Source organism: Streptomyces sp. LUP47B (assembly GCF_001746295.1).
Taxonomy (GTDB): Bacteria; Actinomycetota; Actinomycetes; order Streptomycetales; family Streptomycetaceae; genus Streptomyces.
This window is the reverse complement of record NZ_MJAH01000001.1, coordinates 1,355,923-1,380,832: the sequence shown is the minus strand read 5'-3', so window position 1 is coordinate 1,380,832 and position 24,910 is coordinate 1,355,923. Positions and strand designations below refer to the sequence as shown.

The following is a 24,910-nucleotide window of genomic DNA, read 5'->3' as shown; positions in this document are numbered from 1 at the left end:
GTGCCCCCACCTCGACGTACGCGGGTTTGTGCTGCCGAAGAACCTCGGCCGGTCCACCGTAGCGTGCGCGCGGGTGGTGGGTTGACCAGAGCCGTAAGGCCGTCAACTGCCGGTGCCGGTGCGGCCCCAGTCCGGGCCCGCGCGGTCCCAGGCCTGGTCCCAACGGGCGTACCGGCGACGGACCATGCGCCAGACGGCGAGCCGCCTGCCGCCCTCGATCAGGCCCGCGGTCAGCAGTGCCGCCCCTGTGCCCGCGAGGACTGCGTGCGTGGTGGCAGTCGCGGAGTCCAGCGGCCGGGCGGCTATGCGTCCGTGGAGGTCGGTCCACAGGCTGAAGTGGTCTCCGCGGTGCGGGGTCTGGAGCGCGGCCAGCACCGTGCCCTTGTGCGTGCTGCCGTCCGGCGCGGTCCAGTCGGCCACGACCCGGCTGCGCACGTCCCGCCCCGAGGCGGCCTCGGGGTCGGCGTCCAGCGGCGAGCGGTCCAGTTTGCGGATCACGGTCGCCGTCACCATCCGGCGGGAATCCTGCTGTTCGCGGACCGACCGCTGCAGCGCGTCCTGGGCCACACCCCCGGTGACGGACCCGATCACCGGTCCGACGACCAGGATCAGCAGCAGGGCCAGCAGGCCCACCCAGGCCTCGGCCAGGTCGGTCCCGCGGCGCAGCGGGTTGCGCCGCCAACGCCAGAGTCCGCTGATCGCTCGCACCGTCCGCACCCCCCTTCCCGCTCCGTGATAACCCCCGGCGGAGTCGTTCACGCGCGGGACCGGCCGAAGAGAGAGCGAAATCACCTGCGGCCGGGTCCTCTCATGAACTCCTCATGAAAGTCCCAACGTGCGGGCACCCGGGCGGTGTTCCCGTGGCCGGGGCCCGGGTCGATCTTTGACGGAACTTTGTCCGCCGCAGCCGCGTCGAGCCGCTGCCCGTCTATTCGAGGATCCTGACCGGGTCGCCGACCCCGATCGTGCCGCGGGACCGGGGCACGAGATTCTGTCCGAAGGCGAGCTTGCCGCCGAGGCGGCGGTGCCGGCCCAGGGTGTGCAGGGGCTCCTTGCCGCGGACGGCAGCGGCCTGGTCGGTGGTGGTCACCACGCATCGCCCGCACATCTTGGCCACCCGGAAGGTCACGTCCCCGATCGCGAGGAGCGACCAGTCGTCCTCGGCCCAGGCGTCGGTGCCGCCCACGACGACGTTCGGCCGGAAGCGGTTCATGGGCAGGGGGCCCTCGGCCGCGTGCGGGCCCTCGGCGATCAGGGAGTTGAGGGCGTCGAGGGAGGCCGCGGAGGCGAGCAGCAGCGGATATCCGTCGGCGAAGGTGACGGTCTCGCCCGGCAGCGCGTACTCGGGTTCGACCGGGCGGCGGGTGGCGGGGTCGTCCATGTGGACGAGGCGGGTCCGGGCGCCGAGGTACTCGCTGCACCACGCGTGCGCGGCCGCGTCGGCGGCGGGTACCCCTTCGACCTTGTCCCCGAAGATGTCCAGCGTGATGGTCCCGGCCGGCTCGGGAACCGGCACGGTCAGCGGATCCATGCCGGGCGCGGACAGAACGACGCCGCCGCCGGGCAACAGCTCGGCGGCGGCCAGTGCGAGGCGCGGCTGCTGTCGTTGTGTGACGACCTTTCCCCCGTCGTCGACCAGGGCCCAGCGCCGGTCCCCGGCCAGCCCCCAGGGCTCCACCTCGGCCTCCCGGGGTGCCAGACCCCGGAACGCCTTGACCGGATGGACGTGGATCGACAGCAGCTGCGCATTCCCCATGAGGCCATCGTGCCAGGCGGCACCGACAGCCCGGGAGGGGAATCAGTACCCGCGGTACTGCTGGTTGTTGTACGGGTCCTGGTAGGGAGCCGCCGGAGCGGGCCGGGGAGCCGCGGGGCGCATCGCCTCGTAGCCCGTGCCCATGCCGGGGCCGGCCTGACGCGGTTGCTGCTGTTGCTGCCCGGGATAACCACGGGGCGCGGCGGCCTGCTGCGGGATGTACGCCCCGGGCGCCTGCTGCAGCGGAGAGGGCTGCTGCGCCTGCGGGTAGCTGTAGGAGGAGTAGGAGGGACCCGCGGGAAGAGCGGGCAGCCCGGACGGAAGCGCGGGCAGGTTGCTCGCCGGGACGTCGTACGCGGCAGGGACCCGGATCGGGGCGATCTGCGGGGTGCCCCGCTCGGCCACGAGCGAGTCGTAGATCGGAGTGTCCGGGAAGGAGGCGGAGTAGTAGCCGCCGCCATAAGTGGAGCGGGGGGAGGTCATGGCAATAAGTTAAGCCCACGATGTGCTGGTTGGGGAGACCGATAAGAGGGTTGTTTTCCGTGTCGGCAGTGACGTGGGATCCCCAATGCGAGCGAACTCGGCAAAAAAGGACGCCAATCCAGGTCCCATCCGTGTAAAGGCCGAGTTCCCAGAGGGTTACCGAGGGTTGACCGGCGATCTTCCTGTCCGTGGGATGGGTGTTCGGTGCCCCGGGGGAATAGGTTGAGCGCGTAGAACTCGAAGGACCTCCGGGGCGCGTCCTGGACTGCCGACATCTGATGGGGGCGGACATGTCAATGTCGAAAGGGTCGAACGCTCCGGTGCCCACGACGGCACTGCGCGTCGAATTGGGCTGGCGCTCGGGACCGGGAGTCCCCGACGCGGATGCCTCGGCACTGCTGCTCGTCGGCGGAAAGGTCCGCTCCGACGCCGACTTCGTCTTCTACAACCAGCCGCAGCACTCCTCTGGAGCCGTCCGCCACGAGGGCAAACGGACCGACGGCGGCCGGGTGACCGACACACTGCTCGTCGACCTCACGCGCGTGGAGCCGTCGGTGGAGACCGTCGTACTCGCCGCCTCCGCCGACGGAGGGACCTTCGCCCGGATCCCGGACCTCTATGTCGAAGTACGGGACGCCGCTCAGGAAACAGTGGCGGCGCGGTTCGACAGCGCGGGTGCGACAGTAGAAACCGCTTTCGTTCTCGGGGAGTTCTATCGCCGTCAGGGCGCCTGGAAGTTCCGTGCCGTCGGTCAGGGCTATGACAGCGGACTGGAAGGTCTGGCAACGGACTTCGGTATCACCGTGGACGAACCCCAGCAGGCAGCACCCATGGCCCCGCCGCCCGCCCCACCTGCGCAACCAGTCCGCCTCTCCAAGGTCACGCTGACCAAGTCGGCGCCTTCGGTCTCCCTCGCCAAACAGGGCGGCACCTCGGGCGCGATGCGTGTGAACCTCAACTGGCAAGTCCGTAAACAGTTCTCGGGCTGGGGCAGCAAGCGCGGTCGCGCGGTGGCCATGCACGCCGACCTCGACCTCGACCTGTGCGCCCTCTACGAACTCGCCGACGGCCGCAAGGGAGTCGTACAGGCGCTGGGCAACGCCTATGGAGCCCTGCACCAGCCGCCGTACATCCACCTCGACGGCGACGACCGCACCGGTGCCCTCGCGAGCGGCGAGAACCTCACCGTGAACCTCGACCACAAGCGGGACTTCCGGCGCATCCTGGTCTTCGTGACCATCTACGAGGGGGCGCGTTCCTTCGCCGACCTGCACGCCACGGTCACCCTCCAGCCGCAGCACGGCGCCCCGATCGACTTCTCCCTCGACGAGTGCACCGTGCCCTCGACCGTGTGCGCGCTGGCCCTGATCACCAACACCGGCGACGACCTGGTCGTCCAGCGCGAGGCCCGCTATCTGGTGCCCGACCGCGGGGTGAGCCCGCAGCGGACGGTGGACCAGGTCTACGGCTGGGGCATGAACTGGACACCGGGCCGCAAGTGAGGCCTCACCCCTCCTCGCCGGCGACGGCGTCCGGGCGCGCGTAGGTGCGGCCCTTCCAGGCCGCGCCGCGACCCCGGTAGTGCTGCACCGCCGAGTCGACCGTCATCAGGAGATAGAGGAACGCGGTGAACGGCAGCAGGGGTGCGAGCCACACCGGCTGCCGGTAGTAGCGGAGCATAGGGACGTACGTCCCCGTCATGACCAGCCACGCGAGCGCACCGGACACCACCGTCGCCGTACTCCCCGCAGCCAGACCTGTGAGGACGGCGACGGGCGGCACGAGATAGACCAGCGCGAGCCCGGCCACCGTTCCGAGCAGCAGCAGGGGGTTGTGGCGGAGCTGGGCGTAGGCGCTGCGCGACACCATCCGCCACAGGTCGTGCAGCCGGGGATAGGGGCGCACGCTGTCCACCCGCTCGGCGAGGCCCAGCCAGATGTGGCCGCCCACGCCCTTGACGGCCCGCGCGAGGGCCACGTCGTCGATGACGGCCTGCCGGATGGCGTCCGGGATCCGCGCCCGCTCGGCGGTCTCGGCGCGCAGCAGGACGCAGCCGCCCGCCGCGGCCGCCGTCCGAGCCCCCTTCCTGCCGATCCGGCGGAACGGATACAGCTGCGCGAAGAAGTAGACGAACGCCGGCACCACGAGCCGCTCCCACAGGCTCTCCACCCGCAGCCGGGCCATCTGCGAGACGACGTCGAAGCCCCCGGCGTGCGCGGCGGCCACCAGCCGCCGCAGGCTGTCCGGCTCGTGGGCGATGTCGGCGTCCGTCAGCAGCAGGTACTCGGGATCACGCGCGCGTGCCAGGCCGATACCGTGGCGCACCGCCCAGAGCTTGCCCGTCCACCCCGCCGGCGGCTCGCCCGGCGAGGACACGGTCAACGGCAGCCCGCCCCGCAGACGCGCCAGCTCGCGGGCCAGCTCCCCGGTGCCGTCCGTGCTGCCGTCGTCGACGAGGAAGACCTCCGCCCGGCCCGGATAGTCCTGGGCCAGGAGAGAGGGAAGACTCGCGGGCAGTACCTCGGCCTCGTCGCGAGCCGGCACCACCACACCCACCGAGGGCCAGACCCGCGGATCCCGCTCCGGCGGCAGTCTCACATCCGTGCGCCAGAAGAAGCCCTGGCAGAGCAGCAGCCACAGCCAGGCGGCGAGGGATACGGCGGCGGTCCACGCGATGGCGCTCACGCGCGCAGTCTGCCCCACGGGACCGGCGCCCAAGGGCACATCGTCTATCGTGGCCGGGTGAAGATCGCGCTCCTGGACTCCGGAATCGGCCTGCTGGCGGCCACCGCCGCGGTACGGCGACTGCGCCCCGACGCCGATCTCGTGCTCTCCCTCGACCCCGACGGCATGCCGTGGGGCCCCCGGACGCCGGACGACATCATCGGGCGCGCTCTGAACCTCGCCGAGGCCGCCGCCGCCCACGGGCCCGAGGCCCTGATCATCGGCTGCAACACCGCCACCGTGCACGCCCTGGCCGCGCTGCGCGCCCGCCTCGAACCGGAGCTGCCGGTCATCGGCACCGTTCCCGCGATCAAGCCCGCGGCGTCCGGCGGCCGCCCCTTCGCCGTCTGGGCGACGCCCGCCACCACCGGCAGCCCCTACCAGCGCGGTCTCATCGAGGAGTTCGCCGACGGGGTGCCGGCCACCGAGGTGCCCTGCCACGGCCTCGCCGAGGCGGTGGAGCACGCCGACGAGGCCGCCATCGACGCCGCCGTCGCCGCGGCCGCCGCCCTGACCCCCGAGGACGTGACGACCGTCGTCCTGGGCTGCACCCACTACGAACTGGTCGCCGAGCGCATCCGTGCCGCCGTACAGCGTCCCGGCCGTCCGCCACTCGTCCTGCTCGGCTCCGCCGGAGCGGTCGCCGCCCAGGCGTTGCGCCGGATCGGCGAGCAGCCCGCGCCCGAGGCCGCGGCCACCGGCACCCTCACGGTGCTGCTGAGCGGACGTGAGGGAAGCGCCCTGCCCGCGCCCGCCCTGGCCTACGCGGAAGGCCGGCTCCTGCGCACGGCCGCACCCGCCCGCTGACCGCCGCGGACGGCCGGGGAGCCCCCGTCCGGAGCAGTCACTCTCCGCGACGAGGTACCCGCACGGCGAAACCTGAGTAACCTCATATGCATGAGGGACCACCCCCACGGCGAGCAGACCTCGCACCACACCGACGTCTGGACCGGTCGCGCCTCCAACCGGGTCCAGTGGCTCTTGGCGCTCGGCGGCGCCGCGATCGTGGCGCTCGGCGTCGAGCTCGCCGTCGACTCGGCGTGGACCTCGGGCGTCGCCCCGCTGGTCATGTCCGTGGTCGGCTGCATCGCGGCCGGACTGCTGGTCCTCTTCCTCACGCTCGGCTTCGTCCATGTGGCCCTCAAGGTCGACATGGAGTGCCTGGAGGTGCGCTGCGGCCACATCGGTGTGCCGCGTCGGCGGATCCCGCTGGCGCATGTCGCCGGTGCCGAGTTCGCGCCCCACGTCAACCCGCGCCAGTGGGGCGGCTGGGGCTACCGGTGGCGGCCCGAGAAGGGCACCGCGGTAGTCGTACGCCGTGGTGAGGGTGTGGTCCTCCAACTGTGGGACGGGCACACGTTCACGATCACCGTGGACGACGCGGAGTCCGCCGTACGCATCATCCGCGACCGGCTGCGGCCGGGCGCCACGAGTCCGCGACGCTGAGTCCGGGCCGATCGGTCACTGCGGGGCCTGTTCCTCGGCGAGCGGGTGGGCCGTCGCCAGACCCGCCAGGAGCCCCGCGCCCACCGACACCATCGTGAAGCTCAGCGCGTTGCCCACCGAGGCGATCGCCGCCAGCGCCGTCAGGGCCGCGCCCGCGGTGAGGACGACAGGCGTGGGGCGGGGAGAGCGCCACAGCGCGTACAGCAGCCAGCAGAAGGCCGCCCCCAGCAGAAGTGCCCCGACCAGGCCCTGCTCGGCGGCCATCTGAAGCGGTGCCGAGTGAGGTTTTCCGTCGGGCGGCAGTGACTGGGCCGCCGTCGTGCTGAGCTCGCCGAAGCGGCCTGGCCCCACCCCGAGGGCGGTGTTCTCGCGGGCCAGGCCGAGGGCGTCGTGCCACAGGCCGATGCGGTGCGGGGTGAACCGGCCGCGCAGCGACTCGGTGAGTCCGTCCGGGACGGCGTTCCCGGCCACCGCCCAGGTCAGACCGGTCACCGCGGTCGCGGCGAGGGTGAGACCCGCGATGCCAGGACCGCGGTGAGGCATCTGGCCCGCCGCGAGGGAGCACAGCAGCACCGCCGCACAGGTGACCAGCCCGGAGACCGACCCCAGGGCGGTCGAGGCCACCGCGATGCCGACGGCCATCAGACGCATCAGGAGCCGCACGGCGGGCGATCCGGTGGTCCAGGCGGCGCAGCACGCGGCGCCGGTGGCGAGCGTCAGCAGGGCGGCCGCGGCGCCCGCGTGACCGAGCGGCGCGACGGTCTCGGGGCCCGGCGACAGGTGGGGGAGAACCACCGCCAGGCCCAGTCCGGTCAGGGCGGCGGCGCAAGGGGCGGCGACCGGCAGCAGCGCCCCCGAGATCCGGCCGGCGGCATACCCCGCGGCCACGGCCAGCAAGGCGAGCAGGACACCCTCCGGACGGCCGTCGTGTGCGGCGGCGGTGATCAGCGACCAGGTGGCACTGGCTCCGAGCACCAGCACGCCCACCACGTCAGAAACGTTTCGTCTGTCGCCGTCCTCCGAAGAACCGGCAACAGACGTCATCCCCGTGGAACCCACCCCGCCCCCCGACACCCCGGTCCCCCGACCTGTGGTCCTCGCCGTCCGCACGCGATCGGCCCGTACGCCGAGGACTTCGGCACACCGTAACGGCTGATGGGCGATTTGTGGACGAGTTGCGCGGGGTTGCCCGGCCACATCACGGTTCAGGTGCCGGGCCACGGGCCACGGCCGCCTGGCGGACCGCGCTGTCGACGCCAAGGTCAACGGCCGTACACTCCCGGAGTGACCGTCACCGCAACTTCCGTGGACGAGTCGGACCAGCTGGAACCGCAGTCCGCGCCCGCCTCCCGCTGGGCCGCCCGGCTCCGCCGTCTCGTCCCGGCCGCCGCCGCGGCGCTCTCCGGAGTGCTGCTGTACGTCAGTTTCCCGCCACGCACCCTGTGGTGGCTGGCCGTGCCCGCCTTCGCCGTCTTCGGCTGGGTGCTGCGCGGCCGCGGCTGGAAGGCGGCCTTCGGACTCGGCTACCTCTTCGGCCTGGGCTTCCTGCTGCCGCTGCTGGTGTGGACCGGCGTCGAGGTCGGTCCCGGGCCCTGGCTCGCACTGGTGGCGATCGAGGCGATCTTCGTCGCGCTGGTCGGCGTCGGCGTCGCCGCGGTGTCCAAGCTGCCGGGCTCACCGGTGTGGGCGGCCGCCGTGTGGATCGCCGCGGAAGCGGCACGCGCGCGTGCGCCGTTCCACGGCTTTCCCTGGGGCAAGATCGCGTTCGGACAGGCGGACGGCGTCTTCTTGCCGCTCGCCGCGGTGGGCGGCACGCCCGTCCTGGGCTTCGCCGTCGTGCTGTGCGGGTTCGGCCTGTACGAGATCGTCCGGCTGGTCGCGGAGCGGCGGGGGACCGGTGCCGTACGACGCCCGGCCGCGGCCGTGGCCCTGCTGAGCGTGGCCGTCCCGGTGGTCGGGGCGCTCGCGGCCCGGACGCTCGTGAGCGACAAGGCCGAGGACGGCACCGTGACCGTCGCGGCCATCCAGGGCAACGTGCCGCGCGCGGGGCTGGAGTTCAACGCCCAGCGGCGCGCCGTGCTGGACTACCACGCGCGCGAGACCGAGCGGCTGGCCGCCGAGGTGAAGGCCGGCAAGATCGCGAAGCCCGACATCGTGCTGTGGCCGGAGAACTCCTCCGACGTCGACCCCTTCACCGACGCCGACGCGGCCGTGGTCATCGAGCAGGCGGCCAAGGCCATCGACGCGCCGATCTCCGTCGGCGGCGTCGTCGAACGGGACGGCAAGCTCTACAACGAGCAGATCCTGTGGGACCCGGTCAAGGGCCCCACCGACACCTACGACAAGCGGCAGATCCAGCCGTTCGGCGAGTACCTCCCGCTGCGCTCCCTCGTCGGCGCGATCAACAAGAACTGGACCACCATGGTCCACCAGGACTTCAGCCGGGGCACCAAGCCGGGCGTGTTCCAGATGGCCAACGCCAAGGTCGGTCTGGTCACCTGCTACGAGGCCGCGTTCGACTGGGCCGTGCGCTCCGAGGTCACCGACGGCGCGCAGCTGATCTCCGTGCCGAGCAACAACGCGACCTTCGACCGCAGCGAGATGACCTACCAGCAGCTCGCCATGTCCCGGGTGCGTGCCGTGGAGCACAGCAGGACCGTCACCGTGCCGGTGACCAGCGGTGTCAGCGCGATCATCATGCCGGACGGGAAGATCACTCAGAGGACCGGGATGTTCGTGGCCGACTCGCTGGTGCAGAAGGTGCCGCTGCGGTCGACGCAGACCCCGGCGACCCGGCTGGGCATCCTGCCGGAAATGGCCCTGGTGCTGGTCGCCGCGGGCGGGCTCGGCTGGGCGATCGGCGCCGGAGTGCGAGGGCGTCGCGGTTAGGGTCGCAGACATGGCTACTCCTGACTTCATCCGCACCCTGCGCCGGTCCATCGGTCATGACCTGCTCTGGCTCCCCGGCGTCAGCGCCGTCGTCCTCGACGACGAAGGCAGAGTGCTGCTCCACCGTCGCTCGGACACCGGCAAGTGGTCGGTGATCGGTGGCATCCCGGAACCGGGGGAGCAGCCCGCGGCCTGTGCCGTGCGGGAGGTCGAGGAGGAGACGGGCGTGCACTGCGTCGTCGAGCGGGTGATCGTCGTCCAGGCGCTCAAGGCCGTGACGTATGTCAACGGCGACATCTGCCAGTACATGGACATCGCGTTCCGCTGCCGGGCCGTCGGCGGCGAGGCGCGGGTCAACGACGACGAGTCGCTGGAGGTGGGGTGGTTCGCGGTGGACGCCCTCCCGGAACTGAACGAGTTCGGGCTGCAGCGGATCAAGCAGGCCCTGACCGACGCACCCACATGGTTCGACTCTACGAGTTCGGAGTGAAGTATGGGGTGTGACCACATGTGGTGGGGGTCGGGCGCTCCCTAGGATCGGAGCATGACCGCCAGCAGCGCCCTCCCGGGCCCCCACGCTCCCACGCTCGACCTCGGCGGCCGCACCGCCCTCGTCACCGGCGCGGCCGGCGGCATCGGCCGCGCCTGTGCGCTGCGGCTCGCGGCGGCCGGGGCCAAGGTGAGAGCGGTCGACCGGGACGCGGCCGGTCTGGACGCGCTCACCGAGCGGTCCGCGGGACTGGCGGGCACCGTCGAACCGCTGGTGCTCGACCTCACCGACCTGGACGCCGCCGAGCACGCCGCCGCGGGCACCGACGTCCTCGTCAACAACGCCGGCCTCCAACTGGTGCGCCCCATCGAGGAGTTCCCGCCCGAGGTGTTCCACACGGTGCTCACCGTGATGCTGGAGGCGCCGTTCCGCCTGATCCGCGGCGCCCTGCCGCACATGTACGGGCAGGGGTGGGGGCGGATCGTCAACGTGTCCTCGGTCCACGGCCTGCGCGCCTCGGCCTACAAGGCGGCCTATGTGGCCGCCAAACACGGTCTGGAGGGCCTGTCCAAGACGGCCGCCCTCGAAGGCGCCCCCCACGGAGTGACCTCTAACTGTGTGAACCCCGCCTATGTGCGAACACCGCTGGTCGAGCGGCAGATCACCGACCAGGCCCTTGCGCACGGCATCCCCGAGGAACGGGTGGTGTCCGAGGTGCTGCTCCAGGACAGCGCGCTCAAGCGGCTCATCGAGCCGGAGGAGGTCGCCGAGGCCGTGGCCTACCTGTGCGGCCCGCAGGCGTCCTTCGTCACCGGAACGTCGCTCGTCCTCGACGGCGGCTGGACCGCGCACTGACCGGCATCCGGCCGTACGCCGCCCCGCCCGGACTTTTCCACAGGCCTGACGGGGTGAGCGTGCGATGAGCAATCCTGTGGGCATGTCCAGCGATCACCTGCAGTCCGCCGAGCGCCCCGCCGGCAGCGCCGAGGCACCCTTCCTCGAGCTGCTCGCCAGGGGCGCGTCCGCCGAGGCCTACGAGCAGCCGGTGCTGATCGCCCGCGCCGAGGGAAGGCCCACCGAGCGGATCGCCGCGCTGGAAGCGGCCAAGGCGGTCGCCCTGCGGGTGCGCTCCGAGCTGGAGGGCCGACGCCGGCGGGAGGCCGAGCTGTCCGCCCTGTTCGAGACCGCCCACGACCTGGCCGGGCTCAGAGACCTGGACGCCGTGCTGCGGGCCATCGTGCAGCGCGCCCGGTCCCTGCTCGGCACGGACGTGGCCTACCTCAGCCTGAACGACCCGGCGCGGGGCGACACCTACATGCGGGTCACCGAGGGCTCGGTCGCGGCCCGCTTCCAACAGCTGCGGCTCGGGATGGGCGAGGGGCTCGGCGGGCTGGTCGCCCAGACCGCCCGTCCCTATGTCACCGACGACTACTTCAAGGACGACCGCTTCCAACACACCCTCACCATCGACGCGGGCGTGCGGGACGAGGGCCTGGTCGCCATCCTCGGCGTGCCGCTGACGCTGGGGCACCACGTCATCGGGGTGCTGTTCGCGGCGGACCGGCGTGCCCGGGTCTTCGAGCGGGAGCAGATCGCGCTCCTCGGCTCCTTCGCCGCGCTGGCCGCGGCCGCCATCGACACCGCGAACCTGCTCACCGAGACCCGTTCGGCCCTGACCGAGCTGGAGCGGGCCAACGAGATCATCCGGGATCACAGCGGCGTCATCGAGCGCGCCTCCGACGTCCACGACCGGCTCGCCGAACTGGTGCTGCGCGGTGGCGGGGTGCACGACGTGGCCGCGGCCGTCTCCGAAATCCTCGACGGCACGGTCGAGTTCTCCGAGGTCGCGCCCACCGAGGCGCTGGAGGCCTCCCGGGCCGAAGGCCACGCCGTACGGCACAAGGACGACTGGATCGCCGCGGTCGCCGCCGGCGGAGAACTCCTCGGTGCCCTCGTGCTGCGCGGCCACCCCGGACTCGACCCCGTGGACCAGCGCACCCTGGAGCGCGCCGCGATGGTCACCTCGCTGCTCCTGCTGGCCAGGCGTTCCGCCGCCGAGGCCGAACAGCGGGTGCGCGGCGAACTCCTGGACGACCTGCTCGACGCGCGCGACCGCGATCCTCGTCTGCTGCGCGAACGCGCGGCCCGGCTGGACGCCGACCTCGACGCCACCCACATCGTGCTGGCCGCCCGTCTCGACGGCGCCGCGGCCGACGCCGACCAGGAGGCGGCCGCCCGCAGACGCCTGTGGTCCGCGGCCTCCCACCTCGCCGCCACCCGGCACGGCCTGGCCGCCGCCCGTGACGGCGGCACCGTGCTGCTGCTGCCCCTCACCGCCGGGGACACGGCCACCGAACTGGCCCGCCGCACCGCCGGACACCTCGGAACAGCCGTCCACGAGGCGGTGACCGTCGGCGCCTCGGGCCCGGTCCGCGATCTCGTCGTCCATCTGGACGCCGTGGCCGCAGCCTACGAGGAGGGCCGCCGCTGCCTCGACGCGCTGCGCCTGCTGGGCCGCTCGGGAGACGGTGCCGCCGCCGAGGACTTCGGATTCCTCGGACTGCTCCTCGCCGGTGACCGGGACATCGCGGGCTTCGTCGACCGGACCATCGGTCAGGTCGTCTCCTACGACGACCGTCGGGGCACCGATCTCCTGCGCACCCTCGACGCCTACTTCGCGTGCGGGATGAGCCCGGCCCGGACCAAGGACGAGCTGCACGTCCATGTGAACACCGTCGCCCAGCGCCTGGAGCGCGTGGGCCGCCTGCTCGGTGAGGACTGGCAGAGCCCCGCACGCGCGTTGGAGATCCAACTCGCTCTGAGACTGCACCGGTTGGCGGCGCCGACGCGGCACTGACCCCCGCACGCACGCAGCGTACGGGGGCCGATGAGCTCGGGCACCGCCCAGGACTCAGGCGGTCCGGGCGTCCGCGGCGGGGGACTTGGCCGCGGGCTCGCGATCGGTGGCCGGCTCGGCGTCGGCCAGGTCCCGGTGGCGAGTCTCCTTGGCGACACCCACGGCGACGACCGTCAGGACGGCCGCGGCGATGACGTACAGGGCGATCGGGGTGGAGCTGCCGTAGTCGGAGAGGAGCGCGGTGGCGATGAGAGGTGCCGGGGCGCCTGCTGCGACGGAGGCGAACTGAGCGCCGATGGAGGCACCGGAGTACCGCATCCGGGTCGCGAACATCTCCGAGAAGAAGGCCGCCTGGGGCGCGTACATGGCGCCGTGCATCACGAGTCCGACGGTCACCGCGAGGACCATGTTGCCGAAGCCACCGGTGTCGATGAGTGAGAAGAAGGGGAACATCCACAGCCCCACGCCGACCGCGCCGATCAGGTACACGGGGCGCCGCCCGACGCGGTCCGACAGGGCTCCCCAGGCGGGGATCACCGCGAAGTGCACGGCCGAGGCGATCAGCACCGAGTTGAGGGCGGTCTGCTTGGAGACTCCGGCCGACGTGGTGGCGTAGACGAGGATGAAGGCGGTGATGACGTAGTAGCTGATGTTCTCCGCCATGCGCGCGCCCATGGCGACCAGCACATCGCGCCAGTGGTGCCGCAGCACGGAGACGACCGGCAGCTTCTCGACCGCGCCGTCCCGCGCCGCCTTGCGGGCCTCCGCGTGCGCCAACGCCTGCTTGAACACAGGGGATTCGTCGACGGACAGCCGGATCCACAGGCCGACGATCACCAGGACACCGGAGAGCAGGAAGGGAATCCGCCAGCCCCAGCTGCCGAACGCGGCGTCCGACAGTAGGGCGGTCAGCAGCGACAGCACACCCGTGGCGAGGAGTTGTCCTGCCGGTGCGCCGGTCTGCGGCCACGAGGCCCAGAAGCCGCGCCGCCGCGCGTCCCCGTGCTCGGACACCAGGAGCACGGCGCCGCCCCACTCCCCGCCGAGCGCGAAGCCCTGGACCAGGCGCAGCACGGTCAGCAGCACGGGAGCGGCCGTGCCGACGGTGGCGTGCGTGGGCAGCAGCCCGATGGCGAAGGTCGCCCCGCCCATCAGCAGCAGACTCAGGACCAGGAGCTTCTTGCGTCCGAGCCGGTCGCCGTAGTGCCCGAACACCAGGGCACCGAGGGGACGGGCGGCGAATCCGACGGCATACGTCAGGAAGGACAGCAGCGTGCCGACGAGCGGGTCGGAGTCGGGAAAGAACAGCTTGTTGAAGACCAGGGCGGCCGCGGAGCCGTAGAGGAAGAAGTCGTACCACTCGATGGTGGTGCCGATGAGGCTGGCGGCGACGATGCGCCTCAGGTTGGTCGGCGTCGGGGGAGCGGATGCTGCTGAGGCCATGTGCGCCACTTCCTCGTGTGCGGTGGGGACGGGTAGGTATGCGCACACCGTAGGAACGCACATTTCATGGGCACATGTGGCGGCGCACCATAGTTCTGGGGTGGGCTATCCGGGGTTTCCACATGTGTGCCATCGCGGGCGCGGAGCTCCTGCCGGACATGACCGTCGGTACGGCCGTTCTGCTGTCGGCCGAGCCGGTCGCGGCTGCGCCGGGGTGGGCGACAGGATCGTTCCATGCAGCCGGTCTTCGTTCTCGTGCACAGTCCGTCCGTGGGGCCCTCGACCTGGCGCCCCGTCGCCGAAAACCTGGTGGCGGCGGGACACCGGGCAAGGGTGCCGTCCCTCCTGCACGTGGGCGCCGGCCCTGCGCCCTTCTGGCCCCGTGTGGTCGACGCCGTACGCGACGACCTCCGCGAGGTCCCGGTCGACAGCCCCCTCGTGCTGGTCGCTCACAGCAACGCGGGCCTGTTCCTCCCGGCGATCCGCTCGGGCCTCGACCATGCGGTGACCGCCTCGGTCTTCGTCGATGCCGCACTGCCGGCCCGGGCCGGGCCCACCCCTGTCGCCCCGCCCGAGTTGCTGGAGTTCCTCCGCCCGAAGGCCGTGAACGGCAGACTGCCGCGCTGGACCGACTGGTGGGACGAGGCAGACGTCGCCCCCATGTTCTCCGATCCGCAGGTGCGACAGAAGGTGGTGGAGGAGCAGCCCGCTCTGCCCCTGTCCTACTACGAGCAGCACATCCCGGTCTCCGACGGCTGGGACGACCACCCCTGCTCCTACGTGCTGTTCGGCCCGCCGTACGACGGATTTGCCGACGAGGCGCGCCGACGCGGCTGGCGGGTGGCCCACTTGCCCGGCGCACACCTCCACCAGATCGTCGATCCCGCTCGCACGGCCCGGCACCTCGTAGAACTCTCCACTCACTGACAAGTCATCGGTGCACAACCGCAGTTGGGAGGAGGCTAAGGTCACCCCGACCGCTCATTCGACGCCGTAGCCGACCGGGCCGTGGCGGTCCGGCGGGCCGGGTCGGAGAGGAAAGGGCGGTACGACGTGCCGAGTTGGGATCGCAGGCTGACGGCCGCCGGTGTGCGGGACCGTGCCCTGCGCGCGGACTATTCGACGGCTGCTCGGGTCTTCGCCCGCAGAATCCTCGCCCACTACGCCGCCGTACGTCTGCTGGTGGCTCCGGCACTGCACCCGCACGTGGTCGCCGCGTACGCCTTCCTGGCGCGGACCGACGACCTCGCCGACCAGGGGCCGCTGCACGAACGGCTGCCCCGCTGGCGGGCGTGGTCAGAACAGGTCACCGTGGGGCTGGAGTCGGGGCGCGCCGACGACCCCGTCCTGCGGGCCTTCCTGCACACCGTGGCCGCACGGCGGCTGCCCCATCACTGGGTGCACACCTACCTCAAGGCCACCACCGAGGAACTGCACTTCACCGGCCACGCCACCGAAGCCGACTTCCAGCGCTACGTCGACCACCTCGCCCTGCCGGCCCTGATGCTGATCGAGGACCTGCAGTACGAGGGTGGCGGTGACGAGGTCTTCCGGTCGCGTTGCCGATCGTTCGCCGATGGTCTGCAACGCCTGGACTTCCTGACCGACCTCACCGACGACCTGGCCGAAGGGCGCCTCTATCTGCCGCAGGACGACCTGGACCGCCTCGGGGTCACCCGCGCCGACCTCGAGCAGGGCCAGGACACCTCGGCCGTAAAGGAGTTGGTGGCCCTGACCTGCGCCAGGACCAGAAAGTCGTTGACCGACTCGCGAGCCCTCCTGGACTCCACCGTGCCGGGCTTCCGGCCGTTGCAGCGTGCTCTGCTGGACCTGGCCGAGCACCAGTTGGGCCGAGTCGAGAACACCGGCACGTCCGTCACCAGGCGCGCGGTGGGCTACGGCGTCCGCGTGCCGGTCGCCGTCCTGCTCCGAGAGAGGCGCCAACTCAAGGGCGGTGCGGCGTTCGACGGGTGAACGGGCTGGGTCGGACCGCCTGCGCGACCGCGCCCGGGCGGGGGTCGCCGCCCGCCGGATCGGGCTGGTCGGCGCGATCCGGCAGGCGACCCCGAGCTGATCTGCACGCCATCCGGACATGCCGGACCGTCAGTGGCGCACCTTCACCTTGCTGAGCGCGGCCACCCCGAGCGCGGCCACGGCGATCTGGATCAGCCACTCGACCCAGTCGACGCCCTTGGTGTCGGCGACATCGAGGCCTGCCGCGATGCCCGTGCCGATGAAGGCGGCGACGATGCCGATCAGGATCGTCCACAGCATGCCGATGTGCTGGCGCCCGGGGACCACGAGCCGGCCGAGGACACCGATCACGATGCCGATGACAATCGCGCTGATCACGCCTGAGATCTCCATGCGGTGTCACCCCATCCGTAGTTGGTGACGCACGAGTGCCCGCCGATGGGGCGCACACTCCACAGCCTTGGCCATTGCTTGGGCGACGTCTCGCCGCTCAAGGAGGCTCCGGAACGGCCCGGAGTGGAAGTTCCGCGCGGTCGGCCAGGGGCGTGCGGATCCCGGCGAGGAGCGCGTGGAGCCCGCCCAGCTGAAGGCCATCAGCCGGGGCGGCGGGCGCCAGTCGGGCGGATTTCGAGAGGGCGTTGTGTCCGGCCCTCGACCGCGGCGACATCGGCTCGGCCCTCCGAGGCGACCGCAGCGAATTGCCGGGGCGCATTTGGAGGTTCGCGCACGTTCGGCTACTCAGGAGATGGCCGCCGCCGGGGATGACGAGTGCCGGGACTGTCCGGCCGCTCGGGACAGCGCCGGGCGCCAGCCGAGAGAAGGGTCTGCCAGGCGGCCCGCGGGGAACCGAGGGCGAGCCCCGCGCGCGAGGTTTCCCAGCGCCGTCGGCGCCGTGAGGACCGCCGTCGCTGCACTCGCGACCCTCGTGTCGGCCGGCGCGGCGGCCCTTCTCCTGCTCATCGGGTAGTGACTGCATCTCGCCGCGCCGACCGCGGAGTTGGGAGCGTCGGTGGTCAACGCCGGTCGGGTGTTGCGCTTCTCGCGGTCCTCACTATGGGCTTGAGTCTCTGGACACTGGTCGGTTCGGGCCTGCGCCGGGGTGCGCGGGCGCGGCGTCGAGCTGCCCTTGGACAGGGGCGGCAAGCTCTCGTGGAGCGGGGCGTCCTGCCGTATCTGTGCCGTCGGTCGCTCTGAGCCCCCGCCCGGTGGACCGCCCCCCTCGGATCACTTCCGCGAGTTTCCGAACAGCAGGCGATAGCCGATCAGGAGCACCAGGGAGCCGCCGATGGCCGCGCCCCAGGTGTAGAGGTCGAAGAAGTGACTCTCCACCGGGCGGTCGAGGAAGCGGGAGGAGAGCCATCCGCCGACGAACGCTCCCGCGACCCCGATGAGGGTGGTGCCGATCAGGCCGCCCGGGTCGCGGCCCGGCAGCAGGATCTTGGCGATGGCTCCGGCGAGCAGACCCAGGATGATCCAGCCGATGATGCCCACGTTGTAGTCCTCCAGTTGGATCGGGGCCGGGGAAAGTCCGCCGGATCCGAGACTTCGAGTTGCCTGATTGCGCAACCTTAAGGACTGAGGCGAGGGAGAAAAGACGTCTGCCGTGCCTGGTGACAAGTCGTCGATGTTCTTTCACACACTTATTACATTGCGCAATCAATGAATCGGAGGCGGTCTCGTGGACCGCGTCCCGCCGCCCTTACACTGAGACAGCACACGTGCGTCGACAGTGACCGGTCGGGGACGGGAGGGGATCGTGGCGACATTCGCCGGTGGTTCGGAGGATCCGTCCGCCGACGTGCTGACGGAGGCGGCCGCCGCGTTCGGCCTCCTCGCGTCCGCCGCCCGGCTGCACATCATGTGGGCGCTGTCCCAGGGCGAGAGCGATGTCACCCACCTCGCCGACCGGGTCGGCGGCGCGCTGCCCGCGGTCAGCCAGCACCTGGCCAAGCTGAAACTCGCCGGGCTCGTCCGCTCCCGCCGTGAGGGCCGACGGCAGGTCTACTACGTCGACGACCCCGACATCGTGACGGTGGTCCGCGTCATGGTCGGCCAGCTCACGGCCCGTACAGCCCCGGCCGCGGCGCGCGGTAACGTCTCACGCAGGCCTTGATCCACCCCTGTGCCAGGTAGCTGTCGGGGGTGCGGAAAGCGCCGTAGGTGAAGGCAAATGTGTCCGCGAGGTTGCCGCGTTCCCTCATGAGATCTCTCACCTGTGAAATGCGGCGGGCTCCGTGCTGGCGGGGCCAGGGGTTTGTTAGATTGCGCAACTACGCAACCCAGGCCGAGGTTCCCGCTTGGCCTGCCTGTACACCGCCGCGCTTGCCCGGCCGCCCACCCCATGGCCCGGCCTGAGAGGCTCGACCGTTTCCTGGAGTGGTAGATGAGCGACCCGTGGGACGGCCCGGGCGGTCAGGCCACGCGCAGCCGCACCGGCCGGGTGCCGGAGCAGCGGGTGGACGAGCCCGGCGGTGCGCCTCGGCCCGGAGGCCGGGCCGCGACGCGGGCCGCGGCCCGCTCGCACGGTGGCAAGCGCTCGCGTCGCCGGGCCCGGCCGGTGCGGCGCGGCAGGCGGGTACTGAAGATCGTCGGGATGTGTATGGCGGTCCTCGTCCTGGCCACGGCCGGTGCCGGATGGTGGTTCTACCAGCACCTCAACGGCAACATCAACAGTGTGTCGCTCGACGGCAAGGGTGGTTCGGAGAAGACTGACGCGTTCGGTCGCACCCCGATCAACATCCTGGTCATGGGCTCGGACGGCCGGACCAGCAAGGCGGACTGCAAGCTGGGCGGCGGCTGCTCCCAGACCGGCGTGCAGACCGGAAACGGCAACGCGGACGTACAGATGGTGGTGCACATATCCGCCGACCGCTCCAACGCCACCGTCATGAGCATCCCCCGCGACACCATGGTCGACGTCCCGGCCTGCAAGGACACCGCGAGCGGCCAGTCCACGTCCGGCTACTACGGCCAGATCAACAGCGCCCTCCGGTACGGTCCCGCCTGCCAGGTCGCCACGATCCACCAACTCACCGGAATCCCCATCGACCACTTCGTCAAGCTCGACTTCTCCGGCGTGGTCAAGATGTCCGACGCCGTCGGGGGTGTCTCCGTGTGCGTCGACCACAACGTGTACGACACCTACTCGCACCTGAAACTCTCCATGGGCTCCCACACCCTCAAGGGAGAGGCGGCCCTGGAGTTCGTCCGCTCCCGCCACGGCTTCGGGGACGGCAGCGACCTCGGCCGCACGGTCTCCCAGCACATCTTCCTCAGCGCGATGATCCGGAAGTTCAAGAGCGCGGGCACGCTCACCGACCCCACCGCGGTCTACGCCCTCGCCGACGCCGCCACCAAGGCGCTCACCGTGGACGACGGTCTCGGCAGCGTCAAGAAGCTGATCGGGCTCGCGGCCGACGTGAACAAGGTCCCCACCAAGCGGATGACCTTCACCACGATGCAGACCGGCGCCGATCCGAACGACACCAACCGGGTCGTGGTGGGCGCGGGTGCCAAGGCCCTCTTCTCCAGCATCGCCGACGACCAGTCCCTGAGCACCGGCTCCGGAAAGAAGTCCACGGCGGCCTCCGCGACGGCCACGGCCTCGGCGGTACCCGCCTCCGAGATCGCCGTGACCGTCGAGAACGGCACCGAGATCACCGGCCGCGCCTCCGCGATCGCGAACGCGCTCACCGGCCAGGGCTTCAGCTCCGCGACGACCACCGCCAACGCGCCGAGCCCGGCGACCACCACCACCCTCACCTACGGCACCGGGCAGAAGGCCCGGGCGCAGACGGCCGCCAAGGCGCTCGGGCTGTCCAGCTCGCACCTCGAGGAGGGCACCGGCACCGGTCTGACCCTGGTGATCGGCAGCGACTGGACGAGCGGCACCACCTTTCCGGGCGGTTCGTCCTCGCCGGCGCCCGCCGACACGAAGGCCGCGGTCTCCAACGCGCAGGCCCAGACCGCCGACCAGGCCAAGAAATGCGCCAAGGTCAGCCCCTACAAGACGGTCTCCCTCAACGGGGTCCCGATGACACCGGAGCAGGCGTACGCGGCGGCGCCCAACAAGAAGGACTCCGACGACTGAGGCGGGCACGAAGCCTGTGGTTGTACAGTTGCGCAAGCTAGCAACCATAAGAAGGGATGTGCGGCATGCTGCGCAACGGACTGGAGCCCTGGCACCTGCTGATCGTGGCGATCATGATCATCTTGCTGTTCGGCTCGAAGAAGCTGCCCGAGGCCGCCCGCGGGCTCGGCAAGTCGATGCGCATCCTCAAGAGCGAGGCCAAGGCGATGAAGGAGGACGGCACCGCGCACTCCTCCGGCGCCGCCCCGGCTGAGTCCGCCCCGCATGTCGTCCAGTCCGTCCCGGGAGAGACCACGGCAGCGCAGCCGACGACGGCCGAGGGCAACCCGGCCCACTGAGCTCCCGTACGGCGTCCTCGGCCGCTGGTCGGCTCGGGCCCGGCAACGCGCGAGGGCAGGGCACGCGCAGCGAGTCCGCCCTGGCCGACCTGAGCGCCGGACCGGGCCGACGGCCGTACAGCAGAAGCGTGCCCGGTCGGGGAGCGGCCGGCGCCACCAAGTGGCACGCTGTCAGAGCGCGCATGAGGCACGTCGTCGACGAACGTCCGCTGCCTGAACGGTCATTGCGAGACCCTGCCGCCTCGTGTCCGTGATGCAGGCGGCGGCGATCGCTGTCGGTGGGGGCAACTAAGCTCCCGCCCATGAGTGAGGCAGACGAAGTCCCCGGCAGACGAGTCGTCGACGGGCGCTTCGCGTTGGAAGCCCGTCTCGGCGGCGGTGGGATGGGCACGGTCTGGCGGGCCAGGGACCTGGTGCTGCACAGGATGGTCGCGGTCAAGGAGGTCCGCCCGCCCGACCGGGACCTCGCCGAGTACGACCCCGACAGCGCGCGGGTGCTGCGAGAGCGGGTGCTGCGCGAGGCGCGGGCACTGGCCCGGATCGACCATCCCAACGTCGTCACCATCCACCACATCGTCGACGGCGGCGACGGCACCTACCCGTGGATCGTCATGGAGCTGGTCAGTGGCGGCTCGCTCGCCGACCGGCTGGCCCGGGGGGCGATGCCGCCGGCCGAGGCGGCGCGGATCGGCCGGGGCGTGCTGGCGGCGCTGGCCGCCGCGCACGACGCCGGGATCCAGCACCGGGACGTCAAGCCCGCCAACGTGTTGCTCAAGTCCGACGGGCGCCCCGTCCTCACCGACTTCGGCATCGCCGCGATCCGCGAGACGACCAGCCTCACCGTCACCGGCTCCATCATCGGCACCCCCGACTTCATGGCACCGGAGCGGATCTCGGGCCACGAGGGCGGCGCCGCCTCCGACCTGTGGTCACTCGCGATGATGCTGTACACCGCCGTGGAGGGCCACCACCCGCTGCGCCGGGCCAGCACGCTCGCCACGCTCGCGGCCGTCCTCAACGACGACGTGCCGCCGCCGGTGCGGGGCGGTGCGCTGGGTGACGTACTGATGAGCGTGCTCGTACGCGATCCGGCGGCGCGGCCGTCGTCTGCCGTGCTGGACCGACGGCTGGCCGAGATCGAGTCGGGATCCGCCGGTCCGGTGACCGCATGGAGCCGGCCCACCACCGCGTACCCGCTGAACCCGCCGTCCGCCGGTACGGCCCCTTCGTACCCGGGGGCCTTCGCCTCGCCCACGGCTCCCCTCGCCGGCGCCCCGGTTCCGGCGGGCGCGGCCGTTCCCGCCGGATTCGGGCCGCCGCCCGTCGCCGCAGGACCTGGTCAGCCGGTGACCTCGCCCGTGCGAGCGGGACGTAGGAGCCGGCCGGGGCTGCGTGTCCTGCTCGGCGTCTCGGGGACCTCGCTGGCCGGTGCCCTGGTCCTGATGTGGTGGGTGCTGCCCTTCGGAGGGGACTCGGGCGGATCGGGGGACGCGGCGGACACCGGCGCCCCCTCCTCCGTCACATCGGCCCCCGGATCGACCGGCTCCCCGGTCGCCGCCCCGGCCGTCCAGCAGTCGAAGGACACGACGACCACGAACCTGCTCACCCCCGTCGGCATCCGCACCGCCATCAAGGCGCTGAAGCTGGAGACGGGCCGGGACAGGTTCGGCGACTTCAGCGTCTACCCGGACTTCGTGTCGGCGGAGCTGATGGTCAACGGCAGCGACAGCAAGTACGACACCTACACCTACCGTCCCGGGCAGGGCGTGGAGAAGGGCATCATCAAGGGCACCCTGTCCGGCGGCGACAAGCCCTTCCGCCTCGACGGCTTCAACTGGGACAAGGTGCCCGCGCTCCTGGAAGAGGCCCGCAAGAAACTCAACGTCGACCATCCGAACAGCCGTTACGTGTTGGTGAGACAGCCCAACGACGTCTTCGACACCCCCCTCGGCATGGCCGTCTATCTCAGCAACGAGTACAGCCAGTCCGGCTACCTGGAGGCGAACACCAAGGGCAAGGTGACCCGTGTCATGCCCGCCGAGGACTGAGGGCCTTCCCGGGGGGCCCGTACAGCGCTGATGCGCCGGTACCGGCTCGTCTCAGAGGCGGATGACGACGAGAGCGGTGTCGTCGGCGTTGCCGGTGGGTGGGAGCAGCTCGGCCAGGAGCGCGTCGGCCAGGTCCTCGGGGGCGGCGTGGCGGTGGTGGGTGAGCGTGCCGGACAGGCGCGCCAGGCTGGTGTCGATGTCCTCGGTGCGGCGCTCGATCAGACCGTCGGTGTAGAGGACCAGCGTGGCGCCCTCGTCGAAGGGTGTGGTGGCCTCCGGGCGGATGGTGTGTTCGAGGCTGGCACCGAGCGGCGGGTCGGTGGCCCGGTCCAGGAAGGTGACCGTGCCGTCGGGGCGGAGCAGGGCGGGCGGGAGATGGCCCGCGCTGCTGTACGTGAGGGTGTGGTCGCCCCAGTCGATGAAGGCCGTCGCCGCCGTCGTCGACTCGGCGCCTTCGACGGAGCGGGCGTACAGTCCGAGCGCCTCCAGAGCCCGGGCGGGGCCGTCGGCGACGCGGGTGGCGGCGCTCAGGGCGCTGCGCAGCTGACCCATGACACAGGCGGCCGCCAGGCCGTGGCCGACCACGTCTCCGACGGCCACCGCGAGACGGTCGTCGGGCAGGTCGACGAGGTCGTACCAGTCGCCGCACACGTTCAGGGAGCCGACGGCGGGCCGGTAGCGCACGGCCGCCTGATGGTGGCTGAGGGGTCCGGAGGCCGGCAGCAGGGCCTCCTGCAGAGCCAGAGCGACCTCGCGTTCGCGGGCGTGCGCCTTGCGCAGGCGTTCGTTGACCTCCTGGAGCTCCCGGGCGCGGGTGTACAGCTCGGCCTCCAGCACACGTGCCCGGCTGTCGCTGCCCGGTCCGCCGCGGGCGCGAATGAGTTCGGTGACCTCCTCCACCCGGTGCACGAGCAGTTTCACCTTCCCGTCGGTGCCGATGACGGGCGCGTTGACGGGGCTCCAGAAGTGCTCCTGCCAGTGGCCGGGCCGCTGGGGATCCTCGATGTCGTAGCGGAGCACCGCCATCGTGTCGCGCTCCCCGGTGGCCACCGCACGCAGCATCGACTCCCGCGTCTCCCGCATCCCGGCGGCGGCCGAATCATTGGGGTTCTCTGGGAAGACGTCGAAGATGTAGTGGGTCAGCAACTGCTCGCGGGTGCGACCGGTGAGCCGTAGGAAGTCGTCGTTGACGTCGACGTACACCAGCTCGGGCGTCAGCAACGCCACCATGCCGGGCAGAGCCCGGAAGACCGCCGCGTAATCGATGTGCGGTTTCCTCATGTGCAGCCTGCCTCGACACGAGCCATCATGATGTGATTTTCCACGATAGATGGGAACGGGCCGCCGCCTCGACAGCTACCGTCATCCCGCGACGCGAACGACTTGGTTGGTTTTCTCACGGGCGCGGCCCCCAGGCCGCTCGCCCGAGTCCCGGAAGGACCCACTCGCATGCGTTACGCAGTCCTCGGAACCGGCATCGTCGGCCGGACGCTGGCCGGCAAGCTCGCCTCTCTCGGTCACGACGTCGTCATCGGCACCCGCGATCCCGGGGCCACTCTCGCCCGCACCCAACCCGACGGCATGGGCAACCCGCCGTTCGCCCAGTGGCACGCAGAGCACGGCCAGGTGCGTCTGGAGACCTTCGAGAAGGCGGCGGCCTTCGGCGAGACGGTCGTCAACACCACCGCGGGCGAGCGCAGCCTCGATGCCCTGCAAGCGGCCGGTGCACCCCGTCTGGGCGGCAAGGTCCTCATCGATGTCGCCAACCCGCTGGGCTTCACCGCCGGGAAACCGACGCTTGATCCGGTCAACACCGACAGCCTCGGCGAGCGCATCCAGCGGGCCTTTCCCGACGCGAAGGTCGTCAAGACCCTTAACACCATGAACTGTTTCGTCATGGTGGAGCCGGCTCGCGTGGCAGGGGAGCACACCGTGTTCGTCAGCGGTGACGACACCGGGGCCAAGAAGGCCGTCACGGCACTGCTGGGCTCCTTCGGCTGGCCCGAAGCGAGCGTCATCGACCTGGGCGATATCACCACCGCGCGTGGCGTCGAGATGCTCCTGCCGATCTGGCTGCATCTGTACGGCACGCTCGGCCACGGCGACTTCAACTTCCACATCCAGGGGGCCCGGCCCGGCGGCTGATCCCGGGTCCACGGATCCGGCGTGAGCCGTTGAGCAGGGCTTCAAGCCGCAGGGGTGCGGGCGGGCGGCCCGAGTGTGACGGGTCCGCTGCCCGGCTGCGCCATGTGAGGTACCCAGGACCGGGCGGCTCGCCCGAGTTCGGCGAACGGCTCGTGGGCCGGTTCGGGCGGGCGCGGCCGGGAGCCGGCCGTCGTGCTCAGGGGTATGGCACCGTCGCGGTGTCGGGC

Annotated in this window: 23 protein-coding genes; 14 read left to right on the top strand and 9 right to left on the bottom strand. The window is 71.5% G+C overall.

Annotated features, from left to right (window positions below; genetic code table 11):
- Positions 1-102 precede the first annotated feature (102 nt).
- The 3 genes from BFN33_RS06155 to BFN33_RS06145 all read right to left on the bottom strand — a co-directional run bounded on the left by BFN33_RS06155 (position 103) and on the right by BFN33_RS06145 (position 2,239).
- Positions 103-708, bottom strand: coding sequence for a hypothetical protein (locus BFN33_RS06155; protein WP_069758973.1), 606 nt, complete (start codon positions 706-708; stop codon positions 103-105).
- A 220-nt stretch (positions 709-928) separates the two neighbouring features.
- The gene (locus BFN33_RS06150; protein WP_069758759.1) at positions 929-1,756 is read right to left on the bottom strand and encodes an MOSC domain-containing protein; all 828 of its coding nucleotides are present in this window, start codon (positions 1,754-1,756) and stop codon (positions 929-931) included.
- A 42-nt stretch (positions 1,757-1,798) separates the two neighbouring features.
- Entirely contained in the window at positions 1,799-2,239 is a 441-nt protein-coding gene (locus BFN33_RS06145) for a DUF6643 family protein (RefSeq protein ID WP_069758758.1), read from the bottom strand.
- 296 nt (positions 2,240-2,535) lie between these two features.
- Between BFN33_RS06145 and BFN33_RS06140 the strand changes: the two genes are divergently transcribed.
- On the top strand, positions 2,536-3,741 hold the full coding sequence (locus tag BFN33_RS06140; RefSeq protein WP_069758757.1) for a TerD family protein: 1,206 nt from the start codon (positions 2,536-2,538) through the stop codon (positions 3,739-3,741).
- A 4-nt stretch (positions 3,742-3,745) separates the two neighbouring features.
- Here BFN33_RS06140 and BFN33_RS06135 read toward each other — a convergent pair whose 3' ends face one another.
- Positions 3,746-4,942, bottom strand: a complete 1,197-nt coding sequence (locus BFN33_RS06135; RefSeq protein ID WP_069758971.1) for a glycosyltransferase — start codon at positions 4,940-4,942, stop codon at positions 3,746-3,748.
- Between the two features lie 39 nt (positions 4,943-4,981).
- On the opposite strand from BFN33_RS06135, the gene BFN33_RS06130 reads away from it, so the two are divergent.
- Positions 4,982-5,770: a glutamate racemase gene (locus BFN33_RS06130; RefSeq protein ID WP_069758756.1), complete on the top strand. Its 789-nt coding sequence runs from the start codon at positions 4,982-4,984 to the stop codon at positions 5,768-5,770.
- A 90-nt stretch (positions 5,771-5,860) separates the two neighbouring features.
- Positions 5,861-6,409: a hypothetical protein gene (locus BFN33_RS06125; RefSeq protein ID WP_069758755.1), complete on the top strand. Its 549-nt coding sequence runs from the start codon at positions 5,861-5,863 to the stop codon at positions 6,407-6,409.
- Positions 6,410-6,424: 15 nt separating this feature from the next.
- Here the strand turns inward: BFN33_RS06125 and BFN33_RS06120 are convergent, their stop codons facing one another.
- Positions 6,425-7,453 (bottom strand): O-antigen ligase, encoded by a 1,029-nt coding sequence (locus BFN33_RS06120; RefSeq protein ID WP_069758972.1) that lies wholly within the window; start codon positions 7,451-7,453, stop codon positions 6,425-6,427.
- A gap of 240 nt (positions 7,454-7,693) precedes the next feature.
- Between BFN33_RS06120 and lnt the strand changes: the two genes are divergently transcribed.
- The 4 genes from lnt to BFN33_RS06100 all read left to right on the top strand — a co-directional run bounded on the left by lnt (position 7,694) and on the right by BFN33_RS06100 (position 12,645).
- Positions 7,694-9,298 (top strand): apolipoprotein N-acyltransferase, encoded by a 1,605-nt coding sequence (lnt, locus tag BFN33_RS06115; RefSeq protein ID WP_069758754.1) that lies wholly within the window; start codon positions 7,694-7,696, stop codon positions 9,296-9,298.
- Positions 9,299-9,308: 10 nt separating this feature from the next.
- Entirely contained in the window at positions 9,309-9,788 is a 480-nt protein-coding gene (locus BFN33_RS06110) for an NUDIX domain-containing protein (protein ID WP_069758753.1), read from the top strand.
- 54 nt (positions 9,789-9,842) lie between these two features.
- On the top strand, positions 9,843-10,643 hold the full coding sequence (locus BFN33_RS06105) for a 3-hydroxybutyrate dehydrogenase (protein WP_069758752.1): 801 nt from the start codon (positions 9,843-9,845) through the stop codon (positions 10,641-10,643).
- An 82-nt stretch (positions 10,644-10,725) separates the two neighbouring features.
- Positions 10,726-12,645, top strand: coding sequence for a GAF domain-containing protein (locus BFN33_RS06100; RefSeq protein ID WP_069758970.1), 1,920 nt, complete (start codon positions 10,726-10,728; stop codon positions 12,643-12,645).
- 54 nt (positions 12,646-12,699) lie between these two features.
- Here the strand turns inward: BFN33_RS06100 and BFN33_RS06095 are convergent, their stop codons facing one another.
- Positions 12,700-14,088: an MFS transporter gene (locus BFN33_RS06095; RefSeq protein WP_069758751.1), complete on the bottom strand. Its 1,389-nt coding sequence runs from the start codon at positions 14,086-14,088 to the stop codon at positions 12,700-12,702.
- A gap of 234 nt (positions 14,089-14,322) precedes the next feature.
- Here BFN33_RS06095 and BFN33_RS06090 point away from each other — a divergent pair, with 234 nt between their 5' ends.
- Positions 14,323-15,015 (top strand): hypothetical protein, encoded by a 693-nt coding sequence (locus tag BFN33_RS06090; RefSeq protein ID WP_069758750.1) that lies wholly within the window; start codon positions 14,323-14,325, stop codon positions 15,013-15,015.
- Between the two features lie 126 nt (positions 15,016-15,141).
- Positions 15,142-16,062, top strand: a complete 921-nt coding sequence (locus tag BFN33_RS06085) for a squalene/phytoene synthase family protein (RefSeq protein WP_069758749.1) — start codon at positions 15,142-15,144, stop codon at positions 16,060-16,062.
- Between the two features lie 129 nt (positions 16,063-16,191).
- Here BFN33_RS06085 and BFN33_RS06080 read toward each other — a convergent pair whose 3' ends face one another.
- Positions 16,192-16,455: a GlsB/YeaQ/YmgE family stress response membrane protein gene (locus tag BFN33_RS06080; RefSeq protein WP_069758748.1), complete on the bottom strand. Its 264-nt coding sequence runs from the start codon at positions 16,453-16,455 to the stop codon at positions 16,192-16,194.
- 831 nt (positions 16,456-17,286) lie between these two features.
- Positions 17,287-17,553 carry a GlsB/YeaQ/YmgE family stress response membrane protein gene (locus BFN33_RS06075; protein ID WP_069758747.1) on the bottom strand — a complete coding sequence of 89 codons (267 nt, stop codon included), beginning with the start codon at positions 17,551-17,553 and terminating at the stop codon, positions 17,287-17,289.
- 265 nt (positions 17,554-17,818) lie between these two features.
- On the opposite strand from BFN33_RS06075, the gene BFN33_RS06070 reads away from it, so the two are divergent.
- The 4 genes from BFN33_RS06070 (at position 17,819) to BFN33_RS06055 (ending at position 22,538) form a co-directional block, all read left to right on the top strand.
- The gene (locus BFN33_RS06070) at positions 17,819-18,175 is read left to right on the top strand and encodes a metalloregulator ArsR/SmtB family transcription factor (RefSeq protein WP_069758746.1); all 357 of its coding nucleotides are present in this window, start codon (positions 17,819-17,821) and stop codon (positions 18,173-18,175) included.
- 270 nt (positions 18,176-18,445) lie between these two features.
- On the top strand, positions 18,446-20,152 hold the full coding sequence (locus tag BFN33_RS06065; protein ID WP_176742306.1) for an LCP family protein: 1,707 nt from the start codon (positions 18,446-18,448) through the stop codon (positions 20,150-20,152).
- 65 nt (positions 20,153-20,217) lie between these two features.
- A complete protein-coding gene (tatA, locus tag BFN33_RS06060; RefSeq protein WP_069758745.1) occupies positions 20,218-20,490 on the top strand; it encodes a Sec-independent protein translocase subunit TatA in 273 nt (90 codons plus the stop codon).
- A gap of 302 nt (positions 20,491-20,792) precedes the next feature.
- Positions 20,793-22,538, top strand: coding sequence for a serine/threonine-protein kinase (locus tag BFN33_RS06055; RefSeq protein ID WP_069758744.1), 1,746 nt, complete (start codon positions 20,793-20,795; stop codon positions 22,536-22,538).
- Positions 22,539-22,589: 51 nt separating this feature from the next.
- On the opposite strand, the gene BFN33_RS06050 is transcribed toward BFN33_RS06055, so the two are convergent.
- On the bottom strand, positions 22,590-23,819 hold the full coding sequence (locus BFN33_RS06050) for a PP2C family protein-serine/threonine phosphatase (protein ID WP_069758743.1): 1,230 nt from the start codon (positions 23,817-23,819) through the stop codon (positions 22,590-22,592).
- Positions 23,820-23,987: 168 nt separating this feature from the next.
- On the opposite strand from BFN33_RS06050, the gene BFN33_RS06045 reads away from it, so the two are divergent.
- Positions 23,988-24,683: an NADPH-dependent F420 reductase gene (locus BFN33_RS06045; protein WP_069758742.1), complete on the top strand. Its 696-nt coding sequence runs from the start codon at positions 23,988-23,990 to the stop codon at positions 24,681-24,683.
- Positions 24,684-24,910 lie beyond the last annotated feature (227 nt).